The sequence below is a fragment of the Micromonospora echinofusca genome, from assembly GCF_017614955.1.
In the GTDB taxonomy this organism is placed as follows: domain Bacteria; phylum Actinomycetota; class Actinomycetes; order Mycobacteriales; family Micromonosporaceae; genus Micromonospora; species Micromonospora echinofusca_A.
This window is the reverse complement of record NZ_WVUH01000659.1, coordinates 1-1,210: the sequence shown is the minus strand read 5'-3', so window position 1 is coordinate 1,210 and position 1,210 is coordinate 1. Positions and strand designations below refer to the sequence as shown.

Sequence of the window (1,210 nt, the reverse complement as noted above, 5' to 3'; positions counted from 1 at the left end):
GTACACGTGGGGGCCGTACGCGCAGCACTGGTTCGAGAAGGAGCTGGTGGGTTGACGGGGTTCGGGGTTGGGGTTATATAGGAACCAGGGAGTTGAGTCGGTTGGACTCAACCTTGGACCTTCGGCCCTGGAGAAACCGAGGAGGCTTGACGATGTTGATGCGTACCGACCCGTTCCGGGAGATCGACCGGATCGCGGAGCAGTTCTTCGGTACGGCCGCGCGGCCGGCGGTGATGCACATGGACGCCTACCGCGACGGTGACTTCTTCTACGCCGCCTTCGACCTGCCGGGTGTCGACCCGGACAGCATCGACTGCACGGTGCAGCGCAACGTGCTGACCGTTCGCGCCGAGCGGCGCCGGCCCACCGGCGACACGGTCGAACTGGTCGCGGCAGAACGTCCGATGGGTACGTTCAGCCGCCAGTTGTTCCTCAGCGACACCCTGGACACCGATCGGCTCGAAGCCGGGTACGACAACGGGGTGTTGACGTTGCGGATCCCGGTGGCGGAGCGGGCCCGGCCGCGGCGGGTGGCGGTGGCCACCGGCAACGGCCACGGCCGCCGGGAGATCGACGCCTGAGCTGTGGGGACGCCGCCGCCCCGGGACGCGGTGACCAGCGTCCCGGGGCGGCGGCGTCCGAGCTTGTGGCGTCCCGGTTTCACCCGGGCGGTGGGTACAGCCGGGCCAGGGCGTGGGCGGTGTCGGCGAGCTGTCGGCGCAGTTCGGGTGGGTCGAGTACCTCGACCTGCGCGCCGAGTTTGAGTAGTTCGGTGTGGCCGTGGCGGATCGATTCGATGGGCACGGTGGTCGGTATCCACCCGTCGGGGTCGGGTGGTCCGGCGGCCTGCCGGGCGGCGCGGCTCATCGCCGGTGGTAGCAGGTGCACCAGTTGTGCGAGGGCGGCGGGGGTGACCCGGATGGTGGCGGTGTCGCGGTAGACGTCGGCCTCGTAGCGGCGGGTCCAGTCGTGCCAGTAGTCGGCGAGCCGGAACCCGTCGGGTCGGGTGAACCCGTCGTCGAGGACGACGGTGTCGCGTACCGACGCCACCCGGTAGGTGCGGATCTGTCCCTCGGTGGCGGCGACGAGGTACCAGCGGCCGGCTTTGCAGACCACGCCGAGCGGGTCGAGGGTGCGGGTGATGTCGCGGGGTTGTTTCCACCGCTGGTAGCGCACCCGTACCTGCCGTTGCTGCCAGACGGCGTCGGCC

Annotated in this window: 2 protein-coding genes; one reads left to right on the top strand and one right to left on the bottom strand. The window is 70.0% G+C overall.

All coding sequences use genetic code 11. From position 1 onward, the window contains the following. Window positions 1–152 precede the first annotated feature (152 nt). A complete protein-coding gene (locus GSF22_RS33665) occupies window positions 153–581 on the top strand; it encodes an Hsp20/alpha crystallin family protein (protein WP_208817929.1) in 429 nt (142 codons plus the stop codon). Between the two features lie 79 nt (window positions 582–660). On the opposite strand, the gene GSF22_RS33660 is transcribed toward GSF22_RS33665, so the two are convergent. Next, on the bottom strand, window positions 661–1,210 hold a 550-nt coding region (locus GSF22_RS33660; protein WP_208817928.1), incomplete at its 5' end, for a WYL domain-containing protein.